The 14,755-nt window shown below is 71.9% G+C and carries 14 protein-coding genes; 7 read left to right on the top strand and 7 right to left on the bottom strand.

Annotated elements, in window-relative coordinates:
- The first annotated feature begins 67 nt into the window (after nucleotides 1-67).
- Together ACFV9T_RS25365 and ACFV9T_RS25360 are read left to right on the top strand one after the other, a co-directional pair.
- Entirely contained in the window at nucleotides 68-1,465 is a 1,398-nt protein-coding gene (locus ACFV9T_RS25365; RefSeq protein ID WP_385444170.1) for an MFS transporter, read from the top strand.
- A 25-nt stretch (nucleotides 1,466-1,490) separates the two neighbouring features.
- Nucleotides 1,491-2,255 (top strand): SDR family NAD(P)-dependent oxidoreductase, encoded by a 765-nt coding sequence (locus ACFV9T_RS25360; RefSeq protein WP_385444168.1) that lies wholly within the window; start codon nucleotides 1,491-1,493, stop codon nucleotides 2,253-2,255.
- Between the two features lie 6 nt (nucleotides 2,256-2,261).
- On the opposite strand, the gene ACFV9T_RS25355 is transcribed toward ACFV9T_RS25360, so the two are convergent.
- Together ACFV9T_RS25355 and ACFV9T_RS25350 are read right to left on the bottom strand one after the other, a co-directional pair.
- A complete protein-coding gene (locus tag ACFV9T_RS25355; protein WP_385444166.1) occupies nucleotides 2,262-3,098 on the bottom strand; it encodes an NmrA family NAD(P)-binding protein in 837 nt (278 codons plus the stop codon).
- A complete protein-coding gene (locus ACFV9T_RS25350) occupies nucleotides 3,091-3,516 on the bottom strand; it encodes a nuclear transport factor 2 family protein (protein ID WP_385444164.1) in 426 nt (141 codons plus the stop codon). The genes ACFV9T_RS25355 and ACFV9T_RS25350 overlap by 8 nt, the downstream gene beginning before the upstream one ends.
- Before the next feature lie 94 nt (nucleotides 3,517-3,610).
- Between ACFV9T_RS25350 and ACFV9T_RS25345 the strand changes: the two genes are divergently transcribed.
- The 4 genes from ACFV9T_RS25345 (at nucleotide 3,611) to ACFV9T_RS25330 (ending at nucleotide 8,635) form a co-directional block, all read left to right on the top strand.
- Nucleotides 3,611-4,243, top strand: coding sequence for a TetR/AcrR family transcriptional regulator (locus tag ACFV9T_RS25345; protein ID WP_385444163.1), 633 nt, complete (start codon nucleotides 3,611-3,613; stop codon nucleotides 4,241-4,243).
- A 130-nt stretch (nucleotides 4,244-4,373) separates the two neighbouring features.
- Nucleotides 4,374-5,228, top strand: coding sequence for a caspase family protein (locus ACFV9T_RS25340; RefSeq protein ID WP_385444161.1), 855 nt, complete (start codon nucleotides 4,374-4,376; stop codon nucleotides 5,226-5,228).
- 88 nt (nucleotides 5,229-5,316) lie between these two features.
- Complete coding sequence (locus ACFV9T_RS25335; protein WP_385444159.1) at nucleotides 5,317-7,401, top strand: SpoIIE family protein phosphatase; 2,085 nt, start codon at nucleotides 5,317-5,319, stop codon at nucleotides 7,399-7,401.
- A gap of 85 nt (nucleotides 7,402-7,486) precedes the next feature.
- Entirely contained in the window at nucleotides 7,487-8,635 is a 1,149-nt protein-coding gene (locus ACFV9T_RS25330) for an asparaginase (RefSeq protein ID WP_385444157.1), read from the top strand.
- Here the strand turns inward: ACFV9T_RS25330 and ACFV9T_RS25325 are convergent.
- Both ACFV9T_RS25325 and ACFV9T_RS25320 read right to left on the bottom strand, forming a co-directional pair.
- Entirely contained in the window at nucleotides 8,628-9,440 is an 813-nt protein-coding gene (locus tag ACFV9T_RS25325; RefSeq protein ID WP_385444156.1) for an MBL fold metallo-hydrolase, read from the bottom strand. The genes ACFV9T_RS25330 and ACFV9T_RS25325 overlap by 8 nt on opposite strands.
- 60 nt (nucleotides 9,441-9,500) lie before the next feature.
- The gene (locus tag ACFV9T_RS25320; RefSeq protein ID WP_385444154.1) at nucleotides 9,501-10,799 is read right to left on the bottom strand and encodes an amidohydrolase family protein; all 1,299 of its coding nucleotides are present in this window, start codon (nucleotides 10,797-10,799) and stop codon (nucleotides 9,501-9,503) included.
- 171 nt (nucleotides 10,800-10,970) lie between these two features.
- Between ACFV9T_RS25320 and ACFV9T_RS25315 the strand changes: the two genes are divergently transcribed.
- Entirely contained in the window at nucleotides 10,971-11,414 is a 444-nt protein-coding gene (locus ACFV9T_RS25315; protein ID WP_385444152.1) for an Lrp/AsnC family transcriptional regulator, read from the top strand.
- A gap of 12 nt (nucleotides 11,415-11,426) precedes the next feature.
- Here the strand turns inward: ACFV9T_RS25315 and ACFV9T_RS25310 are convergent, their stop codons facing one another.
- From ACFV9T_RS25310 to ACFV9T_RS25300, 3 genes are all read right to left on the bottom strand, one after another.
- Nucleotides 11,427-12,611 carry a trans-sulfuration enzyme family protein gene (locus tag ACFV9T_RS25310; protein ID WP_385444150.1) on the bottom strand — a complete coding sequence of 395 codons (1,185 nt, stop codon included), beginning with the start codon at nucleotides 12,609-12,611 and terminating at the stop codon, nucleotides 11,427-11,429.
- Nucleotides 12,612-12,783: 172 nt separating this feature from the next.
- Nucleotides 12,784-13,632 (bottom strand): PhzF family phenazine biosynthesis protein, encoded by an 849-nt coding sequence (locus tag ACFV9T_RS25305; RefSeq protein ID WP_385444312.1) that lies wholly within the window; start codon nucleotides 13,630-13,632, stop codon nucleotides 12,784-12,786.
- A gap of 102 nt (nucleotides 13,633-13,734) precedes the next feature.
- The gene (locus ACFV9T_RS25300; protein WP_385444148.1) at nucleotides 13,735-14,727 is read right to left on the bottom strand and encodes a GlxA family transcriptional regulator; all 993 of its coding nucleotides are present in this window, start codon (nucleotides 14,725-14,727) and stop codon (nucleotides 13,735-13,737) included.
- Between the last annotated feature and the right edge of the window lie 28 nt (nucleotides 14,728-14,755).

The following is a 14,755-nucleotide window of genomic DNA, read 5'->3' as shown; positions in this document are numbered from 1 at the left end:
GGTAACCATCCGTCCCCTCCTTCTCCCTGGACGAACAGACCGTCAGCCGTGACCTAAGGACTCCGCCATGACCACCCACCTCATCGACGACAGCCCTCTCACCAGATATCACAAGCGCCTGATCGTGGCCTGTTCAGGCGGCCCGTTCCTGGACGGATTCCTCCTGAGCATCGTCGGCGTCGCCCTGACCGGGGCCGATGACGACCTCGCCTTGAGCTCGAGCGCGCTGGGCATCGTCGGTGCGGTATCGCTCATCGGGCTCTTCCTGGGGAGCCTGGTCTTCGGGCCGATCACGGACCGGATCGGGCGGCGCGTGATGTACACCGCAGACCTGCTGGCGATGATCGTCGCATCCGCGGTGAGCCTGTGGGTGGATACCGGCTGGCAGCTGATCGTCCTGCGGTTCATCGTCGGGCTCGCGGTGGGCGCCGACTACCCGATCGCCACTTCGCTGCTCACCGAGTGGATGCCCAGGAAGTACCGCGGGGCGATGATCGGTCTGCTCTCCCTGGTGTGGCTCACCGGCGCGGTCGTCGCCTACCTCGTCGGCTATGTGCTCACCACCTTCTACGGGGACGGCTCATGGCGGTGGATGCTCGCCAGCGGCGCCGTGTTCGGCGTGATCGTCCTGGCCCTTCGGCTCGGAGCCCACGAATCGCCTCGGTGGCTGATCACCAAAGGCCGTGTCGAGGAGGCCCGCAGGGACGTCTCGAAGGTCCTCGGCCGCGAGGTGTCCACCGCGGAGATCACCGCCCTGGCGGAGGAGGAACCCCTTGGCCGGACCCGGCTGACCGAGCTGTTGCAGCGTCACCACATGCGCCGGATCCTGTTCTGCGGCCTGGCCTGGACCTGCTTCGCCATCCCGCAGTTCGCCCTGTTCACCTACGGCCCGATCATCCTCTCGCACCTCGGCTTCGAGCACGACACGGCCGGGGCGACGCTCGGGCAGATCATCCTCAACCTGGGATTCCTCGTCGGATCCTTCCCCGGCATGCGGCTGGTCGAGACGCGAGGGCGCCGACCGCTGATCCTCGGCAGCTTCCTCCTGGGGGCACTCGCCCTCGTGCCGCTGGGCGTGTGGCCGCACGCTCCGGCCTGGTTCGCCATGGTCTTCTTCATGCTGTTCGCCGTCATCAACGGCGCGGGAAACATCCTGGTGTTCATCTACCCGAACGAACTCTTCCCCACCCGGCTGCGTGCCAGCGCCGTCGGCCTGGCCACCGCGGTCAGCCGCGTGGGTGCCGTTGTCGGTACCTACCTCGTCCCGGTCGCGCTCGACGGCATCGGCACCGGCCCGACCATGCTCATCGGCGCCGGGGTGACCGCGCTCGGCTTCGTGATCAGCCTCTTCTGGGCCGAGGAAACACGTAACCGCTCGCTGGCCGACGTGGCACAGGCCCCGGGCGGCGGCCCGGCCCCCGCCGCTGACTCCGAGGCCGTGACCACCTCGGCCGAGGCGTCCTGAAGTCCACCCCTGGAAAGGACCGCACATGTCTCACACACCCCCGGCCCCCGTTCCCGGCCGGCTCGCCCACCGCGTCGCCCTCATCACCGGCGGGGCCCGAGGGCAGGGCGCGGCACACGCCCTCCGGCTGGCCGGCGAAGGCGCGAGCGTGATCCTCGCCGACGTTCTCGACGACGAGGGGCGGCGCACCGCCGAGGAACTCTGTTCCCAAGGGCTTGACGCCGCTTACGTCCACCTCGACGTATCCGCCCCCGACGACTGGCAGCGGGTCCACGAGCTGCTCGACGCACGCTTCGGTCGGCTCGACATCCTCGTCAACAACGCGGGCATCGTCCAGGTGACCGACCTCGCCGACCAGTCGCTCGAAGGATGGAACCGCATCCTCGCGGTGAACCTCACGGGCGCGTTCCTCGGAATGCGGACGATGCTCCCGCTCCTCCGCGCCAGCTCACATGGTGCCGTGGTCAACACCTCGTCCGTCTTCGGTCCTTCCGGAGCGGTCGGGTACGCCGCGTACGCCGCCAGCAAGGCCGGGCTCCTCGGACTGACGCGCACCGCCGCGCTCGAATTCGCACCCGCCGGAATCCGCGTCAACGCGTTGGTGCCGGGCGGTGTGAGCACTCCCATCAACGCCCAGGAGCCCGACGGCGGCGTCGTGCCGGAGACCCCGCTCGGCAGGCGCGCGGACCCCTCGGAACTGGCCGCCGCCGTCGCCTACCTCGTCTGCGACGACGCGAGCTTCGTCACGGGAACCGAACTGGTCGTGGACGGCGGCTTCCGAACCCGGTGACACCTGCTAGTCCCAGGCCGCCCGGTGGGCCTTGGCGAAGTCCGCGAACGACCTCGGGGCGCGGCCCGTGATCCGGCGGACCGTGTCCGTCGTACGGTCCTCCGTGCCGCCCCGGACGTCCACGTCCAGGCCCGCCAGCACCGCCGCGAACTCCCGCGGAATCCCCGAGTCCACCAGCCTCTCCGACAACGCCTCGGCCGTCACCGAGACATGGCCGACCGGGCGCCCGGAGACCTCGGCCACGACGCACGCCGCGTCGGCGTAGCTGAGCGCCTCGGGGCCGGTGATGACGTGGTCCGTGTTGTGCGGACGGTCGTCCAGCAGGGCCTGGGCGGCGACGGCGGCGATGTCGTCCGCGTCGACGAAGGCCACCCGGCCGTCCCCGGTGGCGGTGACGATCTGCCCGTCGCCGCGGATGGCGTGGGCCACCGCGTGGTCGCCGGTGAAGTTCTGCATGAACCACGACGGCCGCAGCACCGTCCACTCGGGCACCGTGTCCCGTACGAGCCGGTGCAGCGCGCCCATGCCCGGCGCGTCGGCGGGGATCGCGGAGGAGGTGAGCAGCACCACCCGCCGCACGCCCCGGTCGAGCGCGGCGGCCAGGAACCGCTCGACCACGGGCACCGGATCGGCCTCGCCCACGGGCGCGACCAGGTAGATCCGGTCCACTCCGGCCAGGGCGGCGGCGTGGGTGGCCGGGTCGTACCAGTCGAAGCGCACCCCGTCCTCGCCCGGCCGCCGGGCGGCCGCGCGCACCGGCGCGCCGCGCTCCCGCAGCAGTCGTACGACGCGCGAGCCGGTGTTCCCGGTCGCGCCGGTGACCAGCACAGTCGGTTCAGCCATCGGTCCGGCCTCCCTCGGCGGTGAAGTCCAGCCCGTCGCTCAGCAGGAGCGGGTTCCAGTAGTCCCGGTACGAGACGATCTCGCCGTCCCGGACGGTGATGACGGCCACGTAGTCGATCCGGAGCGGGCGGCCGGTGGGGACGGCGACGGCGTCCACCGCGAACTCCACGATCAGCACGCCGGGGTCCGCGGTCCGGTGGACCACCTCATGGGCGACGGCCCGCAGATCGATGTGGTCGGGGTAGTCGCGCACGTACTCCCGCACCGCCTCGCGCCCCTCCAGCCTGCGCGGCCATCCGGGCGGGGCGAACGGGAACTCCATGGTGCCGTCCTCGGCCCACAGATCGGCGAATCCCCGCATGTCGTGGGCGAGCAGGAGCTTCTTCATTCGGTCGTACACCCTGACGCGTTCGTCCATGACGCTTACCTTCCACTCAGCGGACGGGACGGTACCGTCCCGTCCGCACTGTAAACAGAACGGTACCGTCCCGTCCATCTGCTAGGGTTGGCCCATGCCGGAACCCACTCGCCCCTCCCCGCCCGCCCGGCGCGCCCCGAGCGGCGCCGCCACGCTGCGACCGGCCAAGACCGAGGCCATCCGTGCGGCCGTGCTCGACGAACTCGCCGAACAGGGCTACGGGCGGCTGTCGATGGAGGCGGTCGCCAAGCGGGCCGGAGTGGGCAAGAGCGCGCTGTACCGGCGGTGGCCCTCCAAGCAGCAGATGGTCATCGACATCGCGTCCGAGCTGAGCGTCGCGATGGTCGACCTGCCCGACTCCGGGTCGCTGCGCGGCGATGTGCTCGCCGCGCTGCGGGCGGTCGCCGACTGGCTGACCCATCCGCAGTTCAGCCGGGTCCTCCCGGACCTGTTCGCGGAGGCGCGCCGGGACGAGGCGCTGTCGCAGGCGCTCGCAGTCGGCATCGGCGCGCCGCGCCGCGCCCGCGCGGTCGCGCTGCTGGACCGGGCGGTGGAGCGCGGTGAGCTGCCGCCGGACACGGATCGCGAGCTGGCGCTCGATCTGCTCGCCGCGCCGGTCTACTGGCGCATCGCGGTGCGGGGCGTGCCGCCCGAGCCCGGCTATCTGGAGCGCACCGCCGACGTCCTCGTGCACGCCCTGTCGGCCGGGGGCGCCGGGCGGGCGTAGGTCCCCGTATGGGTCCGGAAAACAGGGCGGGGCGGGGGAGGGCGCCGCATCATCCTGGGGAGGGCGATCCGTCGCCCGCGGGGCGGCCGCGCCGCGCACTGTCCGGTCGACCGCCACCCGAGGAGCCCCCATGCCCACCGGTCTCTCCGTCCACATCGGACTCAACCAGGTCGACCCCGTGGCGTACGACGGCTGGAGCGGCGAGCTGAAGGCCTGCGAGCAGGACGCGGCCGACATGGCCCGGCTCGCCGCTGCCGCGGGCTTCGAGGTCACCGGCCCGCTGCTGAGCGGCGGCGCCACCGCCGAGGCGGTCACCTCCGCGCTGGAGACCGCGGCCGGGCGGCTGGTCGAGGGCGACATCCTCTTCCTCACCTACTCCGGCCACGGCGGCCAGGTGCCCGACCTCAACCACGACGAGAGCGGCGACCGGCTGGACGCGACCTGGGCGCTGTACGACCGTCAGCTGGTCGACGACGAGCTGTTCGCGCTGTTCGGCAAGTTCGCCAAGGGTGTGCGCGTCTGGATGCTGTCGGACAGCTGCCACAGCGGCGCGGTCGCCCGGCGGCTGCCCGAGGTGCTCAGCGCGGACGAACTCGGGCGCCGCTTCGACACCGACGACCCCCGCGAGATCGGCAGGCGGCTGCGGGCCATGCCGCAGCCCGTACAGGCCGCCGTCTACGCGCGCGACCGCGACCTCTACGACCGCATCCAGAAGACCCGCACCGCCAAGGACCTCGCGAGGATCGACGCCGGGGTGCTCCACATCTCCGGCTGCCAGGACAACCAGACCTCCGCCGACGGCACCGTCAACGGACTGTTCACCGGCACCCTGCTGGAGGTCTGGCGGGGCGGGGTGTTCCCGGGCAGCTACCGCGCGCTGCACCGGGAGATCGTCCGGCGGATGCCCCCGGACCAGACCCCCCATCTGGCCATGGCCGGAGCCGCGCGCCCGGCCTTCGCCGGGCAGCGCCCGTTCACCATCTGACCGTGGCCGGGTCCCCCATCGGTGGTGCGGTGGCGCGCGGGGCGAGGTATGACAGAGGGAGGGCACGGCGAGCCGGTGAGGTGCCGGTATGACGACGCATGACCGTCTTGACCAGGACAGCGAGGCGGACCGGACGGGTGACGACGGCCTGGCCTCCGTCGCGGGCGGGGTGCTCGACCTCCTGCGGGTCGCCGCCGTGGTGCTCGACGCCGACGGCCGCATCACCCTGTGGAGCCCTGAGGCGGAGCTGCTGTTCGGCTTCCCCGCCGCCGAGGCGCTGGGGCGCCGGGCGGACCTGCTGCTCGTCCGCCCGGAGGACCGGCGGGCGGCCGCGGACCTGTTCGCCCGGGTCCGGGCGGGCGACACCTGGGCGGGCGTCTTCCCCGTCCGCCGCCGGGACGGCTCCACCGTGCGCGTCGAGTTCCACACCATGGGCCTCCACGACCGCCACGGCGACGCGTACGCCCTCGGACTGGCCGCCGACGAGGCGACCGTACGGCGCGTCGAGACCGACCTGGCCGTATCGGGCCTGCTGATCGAGCAGTCGCCGGTGGGGCTCGCGGTGTTCGACACCGAGCTGCGGTGGCTGCGCGCCAACCCGTCGCTGCAGAGCATGAACGGCATGGCCGAACCCCTGGTGCGCGGGCGCCGGATCGGCGAGCTGCTGCCCGGGCTCGACACCGAGGCCATCGAGACCGCCATGCGGCGCGTCCTGGCCACCGGGGAACCGATCCTCGACCAGCAGACCATCGGCCGCACCCCCGCCGACCCCGACCACGACCACGCCTGGTCGGAGTCGTACTACCGGCTGGAGGAATCCGGCGGCCGGGTCCTGGGAATCGCCGTCTCCGTCATCGACGTCTCCGCACGCCACCGGGCGGCCAGCGAGGTCGCTGAGGCGCGCGAGCGGCTGGCCGTCGTCGCCGACGCGGGCGTCCGCATCGGCACCACCCTGGACCTGCGGCAGACCGCCCAGGAACTCGCTGACGTGGCGGTGCCCCGGCTCGCCGACCTCGCCGCCGTCGATGTCCTCGACGCGGTCGTGCACCGCGAACCCGTGGCCCGGGTGCGCAGCGACGGCTCGGCCCGCTTCCGGGCGCTCGCCGTCGCCGCGGGCTACCCGACCGAGGCCGTCCACGCCGCCGACCCGGTCGGCGAGATCGCCCGCTACGGCCCGAACCGCATGATCGCCCAGTGCGTGCGCGACGGCGCGCCGATCCTGGTGCCGCACACGTCCGAGCAGGACATACGCCGTATCGCCCGCGACGAGGCCGCCGCCGACGTGCTGCGGCGCGAGGGCGTCCACTCCTACATCGCGGCCCCGCTCATCGCCCGAGGCAGCGTGCTCGGCACCCTCAGCCTGCACCGCACGGTCAACCCCCGGCCGTTCGACGAGGACGATCTGACCCTCGCCTGCGAGCTGGCCATCCGCGCCGCCCTCGCCATCGACAACGCCCGCCTGTACGGGCGGGAACGCGACGCCGCGCTCACCCTCCAGCGCAGCCTGCTGTCCCTGCCGCCGCGCGACCTCGACGGCCTGGAGACCGCCTCCCGCTATCTGCCCGCGGTCAGCGCCGCCGGTGGCGACTGGTTCGACGTGCTGCCGATGGAGGACGGCAGGGTCGGCCTGGTCGTCGGGGACGTCATGGGCAAGGGCATCCACGCCGCCGCGATCATGGGGCAGCTGCGCACCGCCACCCGCGCCTTCTCCAAGCTCGACTTGCCGCCCGTCGAGCTGCTGCGCCACCTCGACGAGATCACCAGCACCCTGGGGGACTCCATCGCCACCTGTCTGTACGCGGTCTGCGACCCGCGCACCGGGCACTGCGAGCTGTCCACCGCGGGCCATCTGCCGCCGGTCCTGGTCCACCCGGGCGGCGCCGCCGAGCTGATCGACACCCCGAGCGGCGCACCGCTGGGGGTGGGCGGCGTTCCGTTCGCCTCGGTCGACTGCGAACTGGCCGAGGGCGCGGTGCTGGCCCTGTTCACCGACGGCCTGGTGGAGAAGCGGCACGAGTCGCTGGACGTCGGCCTGCACACCCTGGTCCAGCTGCTGCGCCGCCACCGGCACGGCTCGCTGGACCGGATCTGCGACCAGGTGCTGGCGGCGCTGCACGGGGCGCCGGACGACGATGTGGCGCTGCTGCTGGCCCGGCTGTGCGGGCGCTCATGACATGGGTACGGTGGGATAAGCCGTACATAGCTGTACATGGCCGTATGTGGCCGTAAATGGCCGGAATCGAGATGGCATTGTTCCCATGCACCAGCTCGCCCGCGCGTCCACCGTCCTGATCGTCCTGATCGCCGTCGTCCTCGGCCTCGGCGTTGGTGTTGGTGTTGGCGTTGGAGGTACGGCCGGGGCCCACGCGGCGCCCGAGCCGGAGCGCGGCCCCGAGCCGCAGGTCGCCGTCATCGGCACCGGCGGCACCATCGCGGGCGTGGCCAAGAGCCGGGTGTCCTTCCAGAACTACGAGTCCGGCCAGCTCCCGGTGTCCCGGCTGGTCGATGACCTGAGGCCCGAGGTGAACCGGCTCGCCGACGTCCGGACCCGGCAGTTCGGCAACAAGGACTCCAACGACTACTCCGTCCCCGAATACCGGCGGCTCACCGCCGCCGTCGATGACGCGCTGCGGACGAACGACGCGGTCGTCGTCACCACCGGTACGGACACCATGGAGGAGTTCGCGTACTGGCTGGACCTCACCGTCCGCAGCGACAAGCCCGTGGTGCTCACCGGCGCGATGCGCCCCTGGACGGTCATCGGCTCCGACGGCCCCGCCAACCTCTACAACGCGATCCACCTCGCGGCGAGCGGCCGCACCACGTGCTTCGGGACCGTCGTCATGCTCAACGACCAGATCCAGGCCGCGCGTGACGTCCGCAAGGCCGACGCGCTACGGCTCGATGCCTTCACCAGCGGCAGCAGCGGTGAGCTGGGCGTCGTCGACCAGAACCACATCCGCCTCGACCGGGCCCCGGCGCGGGTGCGGGAATGCGGCAAGCCGGGCTGGCAGACCCCCTTCGACCTGGACCGCCTCGCCCGGCGGCCGCTGCCGAAGGTCGAGATCGCCTACAGCTACCAGGGCGCCGGGCCCGAGGCCGTCAAGGCGTTCGCCGACGCGGGCGCGGCCGGTATCGTCACCGCGGGCACGGGGGCGGGCGGTCTCTCACCGGCCATGACGGAGGCGCGTGCGGACGCGGTGAAGGACGGCGTGCTCTTCGCGTCGGCCTCGCGTACGGGGTCGGGTGCGGTGTACGACCCTGATGTGCGGGGTGTGGTCGGTGCGCAGGATCTGACCCCGCAGAAGGCCCGGCTGCTGCTGACCCTGTCGCTGGCGAAGACCCACAACGAGGACCGCATCCAGCGCTGGTTCACCACCCTGGGCCCAGAACGCCTGGTCAGGTGAACCAGCGGCGGCCCTGCCCGGTGAGTACGCGGCCGAACTCCAGCTCGGGGAAATGGGCGCCGACGCCGATAGCCGTCTCGTCTTCGAGTTCACGGAACAGCCGCTCGCGCACCCGTTGCGCGAGCCCGGGATCGACGTCGCCCATGGAACGCCAGGTGGGCTCGTCCAGCTGGACCGGGCAGACGACCGCGTCGCCGAGCAGAATCGCGCGGCGGCCCTGGGAAGCGACGATGACACACAGGTGCCCGGGGGTGTGTCCGGGCGTCATGGTCAGGGTGATACCGGGTGCCACCGTCGTGTCCTGGTCAAGCAGTTGGAGGCGGCTGCCCCGCTCGGCGGTCGCCCTGAGGCCGTCGCGGATGTGGTCGGGCATCGCCCCGTTCGGGCCGTCGACGAAGTGGTCCCAGTCGCCCGCGCCGAACCAGATGGTGGCACCGGCGAACACCGGGTCGGCGTTGCGGTCGAAGAGCCATCCGCAGTGGTCGGAGTGGAGATGAGTACAGACGACGTCAGTGATGTCGGAAGGCGCCACACCGATGGCGCGCAGTCCCATCAGGAGCTGACCGCCGACGAGAAGCCGGCGGGGGCTGTGGTCGTCGATCGCGGGTCCCATACCGGCGTCGACGAGGACGACGCGGTCGCCGGTGCGGACGAGGAAGCAGCCGATGGGCAGCCAGGCCATGTCGTCGGGCCGGAGGAACAGGTCCTCGTGGCCTTCGGGGTGGGCGTGCTCGCCGAAGTAGGCGGGCGAGGCGCGGAAGGTCCCGTCGGTGAGGGGATGGATCGTGAGCTCACCGATCCGCATCGATTCCTCCGGGGGCGTGGGTGATGAACGGGTGTGACGGGCCTGGGGCCGGCGTGGGAGTTACGCCGCCTCCGGCCGTGGACGCCAGGTGCCGTCGAGCGGGATTCCGGCGGCCGCGGCGACTTGGTCGCGGGATGCCACCAGCCGTGTCTTCAACGCGGGCAGGTCCACGTCCACCAGCGCGCCGTCCCGCTTGACGACCCGTCCCGCGACGAGAACCGTGTCGACCAGGCCGGGGTGACCGGCCGCGACGATCGTGCCGGCCGGATCGGTTGCCGGGAGCACGGTGATGTCGTCGGTGCGCAGCAGGATCACATCGGCGTCCTTGCCGGGCGTGAGACTGCCCGTGCGGGCGGCGAGGCCCAGCGCGTGGGCGCCGTCGACGGTGGCGAACTCCAGCAGGTCCCGGGAGTTGAGGCCGCCGTCCAGACCGCGCTGTACCACGAAGGCGGTGCGCATGGTGGCGAACATGTCGCCGCCGACGGACGGGACGTCGTCGATGGAAAGCGTCGGGCGCACTCCAGCGGCCAGCATCCGGCCGGTCATCGGCCAGCCGAAGCCCATCCGCAGCTCGACGTCCGGGCTGATCGACACCGAGCTGCCGGCGTCGGCGAGCATCCGCAGCTCGTCGTCACCGAGCCCGTTGGCGTGCACGAATGTCGTGGTGTCCCGCAGCAGCCCGTGCTCGCGCAGGTCCGCGATCGGGCGCTGGGTGCCGTCGGAGGTGACGTGGACGCTGGTCCGCAGGTCCAGCTCGGCCGCCAGCTTCAGCTCCTCGGCGACGGTGTCCATGCTGGTGTCGTCCGCGCCGCGCAGCCCGAACGCCATGGTGACCAGCCCGTCTCCGGGAAGCGCGGCCCGGACGCGGCGGATCTCGGCGTCGACCGGGCCGGTGGTGCCCCACCCCGCGCCGTGGCAGAAGACCGACCGTCCGGCCGTGTCGCGCAGCGCCTCGACGGCGGCGTCGGCGTGCTCGGGGCCCTGTGCGCAGTGGAACCAGTCCAGCATCGTCGTCACACCGGAGTGGAGGGCCTCCAGCCGGCCGAGCAGGGTGCCCAGGTGGACGTCCTCGGGCCGGTAGTGAGGCTTGAGCGTGCCGTGCATCGCCACCGCCCACTCGGGGAACGTCCAGTCGGCGCCGACGCCGCGGAACGCGGTCTGCCAGGTGTGCCGGTGGGTGTCGACGAAGCCGGGCATGACGATCCGGTCGGTCGCGTCGATCACCTCGGCGTCCGGGGCTTCGATCGATTCGGCCACCTCGGCGATCACGCCGTCCTCGATCAGCACGTCACCGCGTTCGAGATCGCCGACGGCCGGGTCCATGCTGACCACGGTGCCGCCGGTGAGCAGGGTCCTCATCTGAAAACTCCTCCACGAGAAAGGGGGTTGTTCGTCCGGGTCGACGACTCGGCCGAGTGTTGTTGATCAGCGCGTCGCCATGGGTCGATCTCGGCAACGTTGGCAGGAAATTGCGCCCGAACGAGCCATCAGGTTGTGGTACACAGCAAAATCGAGCAATAATCTGCCCTTATGGATGATGTAGATCGGTCCATCCTCGCCGTGCTCGAAAAGCACGGGCGGATCAGCAACGCCGAGCTCGCCGCCCGGGTCGGCCTGTCGCCGTCCCCCTGCCTGCGGCGCGTGAACCGGCTTGAGGAAACCGGCGTGATCCGCGGTTACCGGGCGGAGATCGACCCCGCGGCCCTCGGCCGCGGCCTCCGCGTGTTCGCCGGTGTCCGGCTCATGAGGCACAAGCGCGCCGACGTGACCGCGTTCGAACGGGCGGTGGTCCAACTGCCCGAGGTGGTCCACGTCCATCACGTCACCGGCAACTACGACTACCTGCTTCAGGTCGAGGTCGCCGACCTGGCTGCCTACGAGGACTTCCACGCCAACCGGCTGGCCGACCTTCCCGGCGTCGCCATGGTGAACAGCTACGTCACCATGAAGACGCTCTCCGCCCACACCCCGTGACACACGATCCGCTCAGGTGCCCACGGCGGTGGCGGCCACCGCGTCGGCCGCGGCCAGCGCGTCGGCGACCAGGTCGGCCGTGTCCTCCGTGCCCGCGGCCAGCCGGACCAGGCCCGGCGGAACCGCGGCGGCGAGCTGGTCCTCGCTGAGCATGCCCCGCCACATGGACGCGGGGTGCACGGCCAGCGATTCCACGCCGCCGAGGCTGGCCGACCGGCGGGCGTAGCGCAGTTGGCCGAGGAACGCGTCGGCCGCCTCGAAACCGCCTGCGAACTCGATGCCGAGCGCCCCGCCGAACCCGCTCATCTGACGTGCGGCCAGCTCGTGCTGCGGGTGGGACGCCAAGCCGGGATAGTGCACACGGCTCACGGAGGGATGGTCGTTCAGGGCCTCCGCGAGCGCCTGGCCGTTGGCGTTGTGCCGGGGCATCCGCAGCGGAAGGGTGCGCATCCCGCGCAGCAGCAGCCACGCGTCGAACGGGCCGAGGACGGCACCGGTCAGCAGACCGGTATCCCAGATCCGGTCCAGGAGCTCGGCCGGGCCGGCCAGCACTCCGGCGGACACGTCGGAATGACCGTTGAGGTATTTGGTCGCGCTGTGCCAGACCAGATCGATGCCGGAGTCCGCCGGGCGCTGGTTCAGCGGCGTGGCGAAGGTGTTGTCCGCCATGGTCGGTACGTCGTGCGCGCGGGCCAGGTCCGCGACGGCGCGCAGGTCGGTGATCTGGAGCAGCGGATTGCTCGGGGACTCCACCAGGATCAGGCGGGTCCGCGGGGTCAGGGCCTTCTCGAAGGCCTCCGGGTCGGTCTGGTCCACCAGGGTGGTCGACACACCGAAGCGGGGCAGCAGGTTCAGCAGGACCGACGCCGTGCCGCCGTAGGTGGACCGCTGCCCGATGACATGGTCACCGGTGGACACCAGGGCCAGCACGGCGGTGGTCAGCGCGGCCATCCCGGACGCGGTGACCATGGCCGCCTCGGTGCCCTCCAGCTCCGCCACGACGGCCGCGACCTGGGCGTGGTTCGGATTGCCGAAGCGGGTGTAGAAGTCCTGGCCCCGCCGGTCGACCGCGGCGCCGGCGAACGTCTCCGCGTCCGCGGCCGAGAACGCCGCCGTCTGGTAGATGGGCGGCGCCACGGCGCGGCTGGGCCGGACCTCTCGATCGGTGTGGACGGTGACGGTGCTGTGGCCCGGCATGGTTGCCCCTTCGTGGTCCATCGGTATGACGCGCTCAAGCGTGGCCGACGGGTCCGTCGAAGTGAACCGATCTCAGCAATGTTGGCAGCATATTGCGCCGGAGCGAGGCACTGGATGGTGCTAGAGGAGCAATTCGAGCAATATTGTGCCCATGGCGCCACCTGCGGACGGGTCACAGGGCGATCGTGCCGCGGATACAGATGGTCGTGGCACCACTCACCCAGACGGTGCCGTCCGCGTCGGCCGTGACCTCGATGGTCGCGGCCCGTCCCACCCGCGCGCCCTGGGAGACCCGATAGGTCGAGGAGACCGTGCCGGCGGTGGTGAGCCACTGTCCGACGGCGGCGTTCATACTGCCGCAGGCGGGGTCCTCGGCCACTCCGCAGCGGGGCGCGAAGGTGCGCATCTCGAAGTCGTGCGGGGAACCGGCGGAGTAGGCCCCGATCGCGCCGACCATCGCGTCCGGGATGAGGGAGAGGTCGGGTTCGAGGGCGAGGACCTCCTCGGCCGTGGGCAGTCGGAGCACGGCCCAGCCGGGTCCATTGTCGACCCACTGGTGCGCGAGGACACGGTCACGGCCGATGCCGAACGCGGCGACGACCTCCTTCAGGTACGCGTCGTCCAGCGCGCCGTCGCGGACCAGCGGCGGGGCGGCGAACGACAGAACGCCGTCGCCGCGGCGAACGGTGACCAGACCGGCGGCGCACTGCTGCACGATGCGGTCGGCGTGCCGCGGCACGCCGCCGCCGTCCAGCCAGGCGCGAGCGGAGCCGAGGGTGGGGTGTCCGGCGAACGGCAGCTCGCTCTGGGGCGTGAAGATCCGTAGCCGGTAGTCCGCCTCCGGGACGGTGGCGGGCAGCACGAACGTGGTCTCGGACAGATTGGTCCAACGCGCCAGGTGCTGCATCTCCTCGTCGGTCACGTCCGTCCCGTCGAGGACGACCGCGACCGGATTGCCGCGATAGGGGGTCGTGGAAAACACGTCAGCCTGTACGAACGCGCGGGTGCGCGGCATGGTCATCACGGCCTTTCGGTAGCGGATAACAGCTTCATCCCAACGGGCGCCGGTCGGTTGGGACATAGCCAGTGACGACAAGGTGGACTGGCCCGCTCCCGCGGCCCGCTACTCCACGCCGCGGAACGTGGCGCGGTACGTCGTGGGGGAGAGGCCCAGGGCCTCGCGCAGGTGCATCCGCAGGGACGCCGCCGTGCCGAAGCCCGCTTCCGCCGCTACCTGGTCCACCGGCAGGTCCGTCTCCTCCAGGAGCTGGCACGCCCGTTCCACACGGCGCTGGGTCAGCCACCGGACCGGGGTCATGCCGACCTCCTCCCGGAAGCGGCGGGAGAACGTCCGTACGCTCATCGACTCGTGCGCGGCCAGTTCCGCGAGGGTCAGGGGGCGGTCGAGGCGGGTCAGGGCCCAGGCGCGGGCCTCGCTCGTGGAGGTGCCGTGCGGGGCCGGGACGGGGCGGCGGATGAACTGGGCCTGGCCGCCGTCGCGGTGCGGGGCCACCACGGCGCCGCGCGCGACCTCACCGGCCACCGCGGAACCGTGGTCGAGCCGGATCAGGTGCAGCAGCAGGTCGATGCCGGAGGCGTCCCCGGCGGAGGTGAGGACGTCGCCCTCGTCCGCGTACAGGACGTCGGGGTCCAGCTCGACCGACGGGTACAGCGCCCGGAACTGGTCGGCGGCCTGCCAGTGCGTCGTCGCGCGGCGGCCGTCCAGCAGACCGGCGGCGGCCAGGACGAAGGCGCCGGTGCAGATGGAGGCGATGCGGGTGCCGGGGCGCCGGATGCGGGCGAAGGCGTCGGCCAGGGCGGGGCCGAGGCGGCCCTCGGTCTGAGGTTCGTCCTTCTCGTTGGCGGCCGGGACGATCACCGTGTCGGCCTCGGCCAGCGCTTCCGGCCCGTGGGCGACGTTCACGCTGACGTCGGAGTCCGTACGTACCTCACCGGGCACCAGCGCACACGTCACCACCTCGTACAGCGGCTCGCCGGACGCCGAGACGGCCCGGCCGAACAGCCGGTGCGCCATGCCCAGCTCGAACGGCAGCAGCCCGTGCCGCACGAGCACGGCCACCCGGTGGCGGTCCGGGTGGGTGAAGACAGCGGCCATGGCCCGATTCTCGCACCTCGGGCGCACA

The sequence above is a fragment of the Streptomyces sp. NPDC059850 genome, from assembly GCF_042731515.1.
Taxonomy (GTDB): domain Bacteria; phylum Actinomycetota; class Actinomycetes; order Streptomycetales; family Streptomycetaceae; genus Streptomyces.
The sequence above is the reverse complement of the archived record's forward strand: the minus strand, read 5'-3'. Positions and strand labels throughout refer to the sequence as shown.

What these genes read in the sequence shown, in the direction of transcription:
- ACFV9T_RS25365 (WP_385444170.1), top strand. Translation starts at nt 68, where the DNA reads ATGACCACCCACCTCATCGACGACAGCCCTCTCACCAGATATCACAAG.
- ACFV9T_RS25360 (WP_385444168.1), top strand. Translation starts at nt 1,491, where the DNA reads ATGTCTCACACACCCCCGGCCCCCGTTCCCGGCCGGCTCGCCCACCGC.
- ACFV9T_RS25355 (WP_385444166.1), bottom strand. Translation starts at nt 3,098, where the DNA reads ATGGCTGAACCGACTGTGCTGGTCACCGGCGCGACCGGGAACACCGGC.
- ACFV9T_RS25350 (WP_385444164.1), bottom strand. Translation starts at nt 3,516, where the DNA reads ATGGACGAACGCGTCAGGGTGTACGACCGAATGAAGAAGCTCCTGCTC.
- ACFV9T_RS25345 (WP_385444163.1), top strand. Translation starts at nt 3,611, where the DNA reads ATGCCGGAACCCACTCGCCCCTCCCCGCCCGCCCGGCGCGCCCCGAGC.
- ACFV9T_RS25340 (WP_385444161.1), top strand. Translation starts at nt 4,374, where the DNA reads ATGCCCACCGGTCTCTCCGTCCACATCGGACTCAACCAGGTCGACCCC.
- ACFV9T_RS25335 (WP_385444159.1), top strand. Translation starts at nt 5,317, where the DNA reads ATGACGACGCATGACCGTCTTGACCAGGACAGCGAGGCGGACCGGACG.
- ACFV9T_RS25330 (WP_385444157.1), top strand. Translation starts at nt 7,487, where the DNA reads ATGCACCAGCTCGCCCGCGCGTCCACCGTCCTGATCGTCCTGATCGCC.
- ACFV9T_RS25325 (WP_385444156.1), bottom strand. Translation starts at nt 9,440, where the DNA reads ATGCGGATCGGTGAGCTCACGATCCATCCCCTCACCGACGGGACCTTC.
- ACFV9T_RS25320 (WP_385444154.1), bottom strand. Translation starts at nt 10,799, where the DNA reads ATGAGGACCCTGCTCACCGGCGGCACCGTGGTCAGCATGGACCCGGCC.
- ACFV9T_RS25315 (WP_385444152.1), top strand. Translation starts at nt 10,971, where the DNA reads ATGGATGATGTAGATCGGTCCATCCTCGCCGTGCTCGAAAAGCACGGG.
- ACFV9T_RS25310 (WP_385444150.1), bottom strand. Translation starts at nt 12,611, where the DNA reads ATGCCGGGCCACAGCACCGTCACCGTCCACACCGATCGAGAGGTCCGG.
- ACFV9T_RS25305 (WP_385444312.1), bottom strand. Translation starts at nt 13,632, where the DNA reads ATGACCATGCCGCGCACCCGCGCGTTCGTACAGGCTGACGTGTTTTCC.
- ACFV9T_RS25300 (WP_385444148.1), bottom strand. Translation starts at nt 14,727, where the DNA reads ATGGCCGCTGTCTTCACCCACCCGGACCGCCACCGGGTGGCCGTGCTC.